Source organism: Sedimentibacter sp. B4 (assembly GCF_000309315.1).
Taxonomy (GTDB): domain Bacteria; phylum Bacillota; class Clostridia; order Tissierellales; family Sedimentibacteraceae; genus Sedimentibacter; species Sedimentibacter saalensis.
Genome location: NZ_CANG01000348.1, coordinates 1 through 401 on the forward strand (window position 1 = coordinate 1; position 401 = coordinate 401).

The window sequence follows — 401 nt, forward strand, 5'->3', positions numbered from 1 at the left end:
GTTTCACCACACCAACGTCTGACCGCGATCACCGCCATGACCGCATGTCCCCTCTGAAGCTGACCGGGTGAAACCAGCGCCCCCCAGCCCTGGTGTCCGTGCCTGCGCTACCTAGTGAACCGCTTTCCGACATGGGCAAAAACGGGCTCAGTCCACCGAGTTCGTACAGACTCATACACCTTCGGCGTGTTTGGGTCCCCCCGGGCGGGCTAAATGCGTGCCCAGGTGCGATATCCACCATCCAGATTGCGCACGTGGCGGCCATGCTGGGCCAGAGTTCGTGCGGCCAGATAGCCGCGCAGGCCCACCTGGCAGTGCACGATCACGTCGTCAGCCACCTCGTCCAGTCGGGCCCGCAGGTCATCCACCGGGATGTTCACCGCGCCGTCGACCGTTCCGCG

General features: G+C 64.6%; 1 protein-coding gene. It reads right to left on the reverse strand.

The window, feature by feature from the left end:
* Nucleotides 1–209: 209 nt before the first annotated feature.
* On the reverse strand, nt 210–401 hold a 192-nt coding region (locus tag BN358_RS23425; RefSeq protein ID WP_255346893.1), incomplete at its 5' end, for a rhodanese-like domain-containing protein.